The organism is Paraburkholderia sp. UCT2, assembly GCF_014397665.1.
Taxonomy (GTDB): Bacteria; Pseudomonadota; Gammaproteobacteria; order Burkholderiales; family Burkholderiaceae; genus Paraburkholderia; species Paraburkholderia tuberum.
Genome location: NZ_VZQO01000090.1, coordinates 1 through 7,660, shown reverse-complemented (window position 1 = coordinate 7,660; position 7,660 = coordinate 1). Strand labels below are relative to the sequence as shown.

The following is a 7,660-nucleotide window of genomic DNA, read 5'->3' as shown; positions in this document are numbered from 1 at the left end:
CCTTTGCGCCCGTATTGCGGCGTCGGTCGTCGCTTGTTTGGCTCGGCCAAACGGCGCTCCTCTCTCCTTGCACTACGCGCGCAAAGGCACGTTCGCAAGCCCGTTATTAGCGTGAACAGGCCCTAGCTCTTCGCCGGAGTTTCGCCGCCGCGCGAACCCCCACCGATACTCTGCCCAGCATTGCGGGCGAGCCCCATATATCCAAGCACGGACAGCAGCGTCAGCACGCCCGCGAACAGGAACGCGAGGCGGAAATCGTCGAGCGTGAACACGTGGCCGGTCGTCTCGCCGTTGAACAGCGCCGCGACGCGCAGCGACACCGCGCCGAATGCGATGCCGAGACCGATCGTCATCTGCGCGGCCGCGCTCCACAGCGTACTCGCCGCGCTCATCTGCGGCTGCGGGATGTCGGCATAGGCGAGCGTCGCGAGCGTCGAGAACTGCATCGAGCGCGCGACGCCGTACACGAACACGACGATCAGCACGAACGCGAGCGGCACGTCCGGCGTCAGCAGTCCGCACGCGATGATGAAAATGCCGGCCACCGCCACATCGACGATCGACACCATCCGGAAGCCGTAGCGCTGCAGGATGCGCGTAGTCAGCGCCTTCATGCCGAGATTGCCGAGCGCGCTCGCGAGCAGCAGCAGCCCCGAGCGGAACGCCGACAGCCCGAAACCGACCTGGAACAGCAGCGGCATCAGATAGGGCACCGCGCCGATGCCAATGCGCGTGAACGAACCGGTGATGACCGTCACGGAAAACGTCGGCACCTTCAGCGTCGATACGTCGACGAGCGGATACGGATGACGCTTCGCATGCTGGAACGCGAGCGCGCCGACCAGCAGACCGCCCGCCACGATCGAGACCGCGAGCCACGGATTGGTGGTCGGCTGGCTCGCGAGTTCCGCGCCGTACAGAATCGCGGTCAGCGCGACGCCGCTCAGCAGCAGGCCGACGACGTCGAGCGGCTTGCGTTCGGTGCCGCGCAGGTTCGGCACGATGGCGAGCGCGACGGCAATCGCCGCGAGGCCGAACGGCACGTTCAGCAGGAAGATCCAGCGCCACGACGCGTAGGTCGTGATGAAGCCGCCGATCGGCGGGCCGACCACCGGCGCCGCGATGGCCGGCCATGTGATCGTCGAGATCGCCTGCATCATGCGAGCTTTCTCGGTGCTGCGGACCACGATGAGACGGCCGACCGGCACCATCATCGCGCCGCCGATGCCTTGCAGCAGCCGCGCGGCCGTGAACTCGGGCACATTCTGCGACAGTCCGCACAGCACCGACGCGACCGTGAACACGCCGATCGCGCTGACGAACACGGTGCGCGCGCCGCAGCGGTCGGCGACCCAGCCGCTCGCCGGGATGAAGATCGCGAGCGCGAGCATGTAGGCGGTCATGCCGAGACTCAGGCTGTTCGGGCCGACGCCGAACGAACGCGCCATCTGCGGCAGCGCGGTGGCGATCACCGTGGTGTCGAGGTACTCCATGAAGAAGGTAGCCGCGACGATGTACGGCAGCCAGCCGACGTGCGCGGTGCGGGTGCCGCTGCAGCTCATCGGGCGAGCTCCCGTGCTGCGCGCGTGCGCGCTGAAAGACAATTGACGAGCCCGCGCGGGGCGCGTGAAGAGTTTGACCTCATGGTGCTTGCGACGACCTTTCGTTTGCGTTTTCGTGCTTCTGCCGGCAGCCGGGAGAGCGGCCCCGCGGACGAGGCCGCCGCCGCGAATGGTCGCGGCGGGGCTGACGCGAACATCAGCTTGCCTGATTGCCAGCCCTGAATCCTAACGCAATAACGGGTTCCATATCGCGCAGGCATGCAGCGCGTCGCACCGCCGCGCCGCCGCCCGAGCGTCAGTCCTTCCCCGCGTACTCCTTGTCCAGCCGGTCATACAGCGGCTTGTTGACGAGCCGCTGGCGCTCGCTGAACGGCGCGACGATCGTCGCGTCCTCGTCGAGGCGGCCGTTGCTTTGCAGCGTGCCGAGCGCGCGCTGCATGCCGAGCACCGCGCCCTGCAGCGCCGCATTCGCGTACAGCACGATGCCGTAGCCGAGCTTCGCGAGCGCGTCGCGCGACTGCACCGGCGTCTTGCCGCCGATCACGATGTTGATCAGCTGCGGCACATTGAACAGCCCCGGCAGACGCTCGATGTCGGCGAGCGATTCGGTCGCCTCGATGAACAGGATGTCGGCGCCCGCCTCGATGAAGCGATGACCGCGCTCGATCGCGTCCTCGATGCCGTGGACCGCGGCCGCGTCGGTGCGCGCCATGATCTGCAGGTTCGCGTCTTCGCGCGCGTCGACAGCCGCGCGGATCTTGCCGACCATCTCGCTCGCCGCGACGACTTCCTTGCCCGAGAAGTGGCCGCATTTTTTCGGCATCACCTGATCTTCGAACTGGATCACGTCGGCGCCGCTGCGCTCCAGCACGCGCACGGTCTGGCGCACGTTCAGCGCGTTGCCGAAGCCGGTGTCGGCATCGACGATCAGCGGCAGCGCGACCGCGTCACGGATGCGCGCGGTGTGCTCTGCGACTTCGGCAAGGCCGATGAAGCCCAGGTCGGGTAGACCGAGCGACATGTTGGTGACGCCCGCGCCGGTGATGTAGACCGCCTCGAAGCCGGCGTCCTCGATCACGCGCGCGCTCATCGCGTTGAACGCGCCGGGCACGAGCAGGCCCTGACGCTGATTGACCTTGGCGCGGAACGCGGCGCGGCGGGTGGCGGAAGTGGTGGTCATGATGGAGGTCTCCAGAAGGGAAATCGGTAATGGAACGCGGCCGACATTCTGCAGGAAGCGTGCCATTGAACGGCAGTTCGCCGGTCGTGCCGCTGGAACAAGGGTTTGCGCGATATGAACTCCTGCCTGGACGTTCATGGCACAATCGGTGGAACGTTTCATGAAACGTTTTGAGGAACGTTTCAATCAAGGAGGGCCGCGTGTCCACGTTCACCCCATTTGTCGCGAATCCTGGCCCCGCCGTCGATGCCGGGCGGCCTGGTGTCGCACTCGTCAGTATCAGCCGACTGCAGTCGCTTTGCGAGGCGGTGGCGCCGCGCTACGCGGGCCGGGCGAAGTTCTTCACGGTGCGGGAGGGCTACGGCGCGGCCGTCGCCGCGTTGCAGGCTTACGTGGATGCAGGTTCGGTCGACGTCGTACTGTCCGCCGGCTCGAACGGCGCGTACCTGCGCGAGAACCTCAGCGTGCCGGTGGTAATGGTCAAGGTGAATGGCTTCGACGTGTTGAGCGCGATCACGCGCGCGACCGCCACATGGCCGCAGGCGCGCATCGGGCTCGTGCTGCACGAAGCAATCGCGCAGGAGCTGGCCGACCTGAGCCCGCTCTTGAACGTCGATCTGCGGCAGCGCGCGTATCGGTCGATCGACGAAGTGCGGCTCGCAGTCGATGAACTCGCGGCGCAGGGCTGCCGCGTGGTGGTCGGCGCTGGCATGGCCTGCGATCTGGCGCAGCAGGCCGGCATGGAAAGCGTGTTCCTGTATTCGCTTGCCGCGGTCGAGGAAGCGTTCGAGCGCTCGGTCGAACTGGCGCGCGTGAGCCGCCAGAAGGAATCGAAGCGGGTGCGCCTGAACACGATCGTCGCGCATCTGCGCGACGGCGTCGCCGCGTTCGACGAAGCCGCCCAGCTCGAAGCCGTCAACCCGGCAATGCTCGAACTGCTCGGTCTAGGCACCGCGCAGGCGGTCCCAAACGACGACGAGGACACCCCCGCACGAGTCGCGCGCGCGCTCGCGCCGCTGCTGCGCGAGACGCGCGCCGCCGACCAGCCGGTCGACGAGCGCATCGAACAGATCGGCGGCCGCGCGCTGATCGTCGGCTGTGTGCCGATCGTCGAGCAGGGCGCGCGCGCCGGTTTCGTCGTGACGGCGCAGGACGCGCTCGTTGCGCAGCGGATCGACCGTTCCCTGCGCACCAGCCAGCGGCCGAGGCATCTGGTCGCGCGGCACCGGCTCGACGATCTGATCGGCGCTTCGGCGGCGCTCGAGCGCGTGCGCCGGCTCGCGCGCGCCGGCGCCGCGCACGATGCGACCGTGCTCCTGAGCGGCGAAAGCGGCACCGGCAAGGAACTGGTCGCACAGGGCATCCACAACGCGAGCCGGCGGCGCGGCAATCCGTTCGTCGCGTTCAACTGCGCGGCGCTGCCCGAGGGGCTGATCGAAAGCGAACTGTTCGGACACGAGGAAGGGGCGTTCACGGGTGCACGGCGCGGCGGCAAGCCGGGATTGTTTGAAATCGCGCACACCGGCACTATTTTTCTCGATGAGATCGGCGAAATGCCGGCCGCGCTGCAAAGCCGGCTATTGCGCGTGCTGCAGGAGCGCGAGGTGATGAAGCTCGGCGCGGGCCGCGCGACGCCGGTCGACGTGAGGGTGATCGCCGCGACGCACCGCGATCTGCACGCGCTCGTCGAGGAGGGCGCGTTTCGCGCGGACCTGTATTTCAGATTAAATCTGCTTCAGATAAAATTGCCGCCGCTGCGCGAACGCCGTGCCGATATCGCGCCGCTGGCGCGGCATCTGCTGGAGCGCAGCGCGCTGCAGTACGGCTTGTCGGCGGCGGGGCTCGAGCGGGTGCTTGTGTTTCTCTCCCCGCTTTTTGCGGATTACGCGTGGCCCGGTAACGTCCGTGAACTGGAGAATCTCCTGGCCCGCGCGGCGATTTATATCGGTGACCCGACCAACGAGATGTCCGGGAACCTGACTGCCGACGCATTGCCAGACCGGCAGGCCGTGTTTCCCGAGTTCTTCCGGATGAGGGCAGTTGAGGTCGAGCAGATCACACAGGCGCCTCAGGGCCCTGCGCCCGGGAGTACGGCGCCCCGCGCCACCCCCAGCCGTGAGGACGCGCTGCGCGCCCTCGAACAATCGGGCGGCAATCGCGCCGCCGCGAGCCGAGCGCTCGGCATCGGCAGAACCACGCTGTGGCGGCTTCTGAAGGGCTGAAACGCCCGGCAAATCGTCCCGATAGTCTCGACCGACGAAATGAATAGGGTCAGACTATCGAACTCATTAACACAATCCACTTTACCTATTAAGCGCAGTCTGACATACTGGCTCCACTTTCCAACCCCCTCAAAGAGAGGATTCAGCAAATGCCGATCATCAACAGTCAAGTCAAACCGTTCAAAGCACAGGCTTTTCACAACGGCGATTTCCAGACCGTCACTGAAGAAAGCCTGAAGGGCAAGTGGTCGGTTTTCGTGTTCTACCCGGCCGACTTCACGTTCGTGTGCCCGACCGAACTCGGTGACCTGGCCGATCGTTATGAAGATTTCAAGAAGCTGGGCGTGGAAATCTACAGCGTGTCGACCGATACGCACTTTACGCACAAGGCCTGGCACGATACGTCGGATACGATCCGCAAGATCAAGTACCCGATGCTGGCTGACCCGACACTCGCTATCTCGCGCAACTTCGACGTGCTGATCGAAGAAGAAGGCCTCGCGCTGCGTGGCACGTTCGTGATCAACCCGGAAGGCGAGATCAAGCTGTGCGAAATCCACGACAACGGCATCGGCCGTGACGCTGGCGAACTGCTGCGCAAGGTTCAGGCTGCTCAGTACATCGCCAAGCACCCGGGCGAAGTGTGCCCCGCCAAGTGGACGCCGGGCGCGCAAACGCTGACCCCGTCGCTCGACCTGATCGGCAAGATCTAAGGTCCGCGCAGCTCACGCTGCACCCGCAGTCTGCATCTGCCGGGATCTTCCCGGCGCTTCACCGCGCGAATCGCCTGATACGGTGCTTCGCGCGTCCCGGGGCCCAACACGTCCTATCCGGATGCGTGCGGCGCCGGGACACCCACACCCCTCGTCACGGAATCGCAACGCCATGCTCGACGTCAATCTCAAGACTCAACTGAAGTCGTACCTCGAAAAAGTTAGCAGGCCTATCGAGCTCGTCGCGTCGATCGATGACAGCGCGAAGTCCCAGGAGCTGCTGGCCCTGCTGAACGACATCGCGACCTTGTCGGAGCGCGTCACGGTGATCGAGCGTCGCGGCGACGACGAACGCAAGCCGTCGTTCTCGATTGGCGAAGCGGGCAAAGAAACCGGCATCCGTTTCGCCGGCATTCCGATGGGGCATGAATTCACGTCGCTCGTCCTCGCACTGCTGCAGGTCGGCGGCCACCCGGTCAAACTCGACGATGCGGTGATCGAACAGATCCGCAGCCTCGACGGCGACTATCAATTCGAAACGTATTTCTCGCTGTCTTGCCAGAACTGCCCGGAAGTCGTGCAGGCGCTGAACGTGATGGCGTTGATCAATCCGCGCATCCGTCACGTCGCGATCGACGGCGCGCTGTTCCAGAACGAAGTCGACGCGCGCCAGATCATGGCGGTACCGACGATGTTCCTGAACGGCGAAACCTTCGGCCAGGGCCGCAGCGGCGTGAAGGAAATCCTCGCGAAGCTCGATACCAACGCCGGTGCGCGCGCCGCGAAGCAACTGGAGAACAAGCCGGTGTTCGACACGCTGATCGTCGGCGGCGGCCCGGCGGGCGCGGCGGCGGCGATCTACTCGGCGCGCAAGGGCATTGCGACCGGTGTCGTGGCCGAGCGTTTCGGTGGCCAGGTGCTCGACACGCTGGCGATCGAGAACTTCGTCTCCGTGACCGAAACCGAAGGACCGAAGTTCGCGACCGCGCTCGAACAGCACGTGAAGGCCTATGACGTCGACATCATGGACGTGCAGCGCGCCGAAGCGCTGATTCCGGGGCGCATCATCGAAGTACGTCTGGCCAACGGCGCTGTGCTGAAGGCGAAGACGATCATCCTCGCGACCGGTGCGCGCTGGCGCGAAATCAACGTGCCGGGCGAGCGCGAGTATCGCAATCATGGCGTCGCGTACTGCCCGCACTGCGATGGCCCGCTGTTCAAGGGCAAGCGCGTCGCGGTGATCGGCGGCGGCAACTCGGGCGTCGAGGCCGCGATCGACCTCGCGGGTCTCGTGCGCGAAGTGACGCTGCTCGAATTCGGTGCGACGCTGCGTGCCGACGAAGTGCTGCAACGCAAGCTGCGCAGCCTGCCGAACGTGACGGTCGTCACGCAGGCGCAGACCACGGAAATCACCGGCGACGGCAAGAAGGTCAACGGTCTGGTCTACAAGAACCTCGCTTCGGGCGAAGTGAAGACGGTCGAACTCGAAGGCGTGTTCGTGCAGATCGGTCTCGTGCCGAACACCGAATGGCTGAAGGGCACGGTCGAGCTGTCGAAGCATGGCGAGATCGTCGTCGATGCGCGCGGCGCGACGTCGGTGCCGGGCGTGTTCGCCGCTGGCGACGTGACCACGGTGCCGTTCAAGCAGATCGTGATCGCGGTGGGCGAGGGTGCGAAGGCATCGCTGTCCGCATTCGATCACCTGATCCGCAACAGCGAAGAAGTCGCGGCGGTCAGCGAAGCGGAAGTGGAAGCCGAAGCAGCGGTTTGATTCGGTAGATCAGAGAGGCAAACGGCGGCCCGCGGGCCGCCGTTTCAGTTTGCGCATGCAACAAGGCCCGCATTCGTGCGGGCCTTTTTCGTGTGCGCCCAGCATGGGCGCACTCCTGGAGGTGCAAGTCCTCCCATAAGCTGACCACAGCGAATGAAGTGAAGCGCAACTGCGTAAGGGTGACCGAGCGTGGGGAGGAAGCGTGGAGCAAA

General features: G+C 65.5%; 5 protein-coding genes. 3 read left to right on the top strand and 2 right to left on the bottom strand.

The features are described 5' to 3' along the window. Positions 1 to 122: 122 nt before the first annotated feature. Both F6X39_RS35415 and F6X39_RS35410 read right to left on the bottom strand, forming a co-directional pair. Positions 123 to 1,562, bottom strand: coding sequence for an MFS transporter (locus F6X39_RS35415; RefSeq protein WP_187620050.1), 1,440 nt, complete (start codon positions 1,560 to 1,562; stop codon positions 123 to 125). Positions 1,563 to 1,857: 295 nt separating this feature from the next. Further along, positions 1,858 to 2,742, bottom strand: coding sequence for an oxaloacetate decarboxylase (locus F6X39_RS35410; protein WP_090810512.1), 885 nt, complete (start codon positions 2,740 to 2,742; stop codon positions 1,858 to 1,860). Between the two features lie 200 nt (positions 2,743 to 2,942). Between F6X39_RS35410 and prpR the strand changes: the two genes are divergently transcribed. The 3 genes from prpR (at position 2,943) to ahpF (ending at position 7,448) form a co-directional block, all read left to right on the top strand. Beyond that, positions 2,943 to 4,964, top strand: coding sequence for a propionate catabolism operon regulatory protein PrpR (gene prpR, locus F6X39_RS35405; RefSeq protein WP_187620049.1), 2,022 nt, complete (start codon positions 2,943 to 2,945; stop codon positions 4,962 to 4,964). A 149-nt stretch (positions 4,965 to 5,113) separates the two neighbouring features. Next, complete coding sequence (gene ahpC, locus F6X39_RS35400; protein ID WP_090809789.1) at positions 5,114 to 5,677, top strand: alkyl hydroperoxide reductase subunit C; 564 nt, start codon at positions 5,114 to 5,116, stop codon at positions 5,675 to 5,677. A gap of 172 nt (positions 5,678 to 5,849) precedes the next feature. Next, complete coding sequence (ahpF, locus tag F6X39_RS35395; RefSeq protein WP_187620048.1) at positions 5,850 to 7,448, top strand: alkyl hydroperoxide reductase subunit F; 1,599 nt, start codon at positions 5,850 to 5,852, stop codon at positions 7,446 to 7,448. The last annotated feature ends 212 nt before the right edge of the window (positions 7,449 to 7,660 follow it).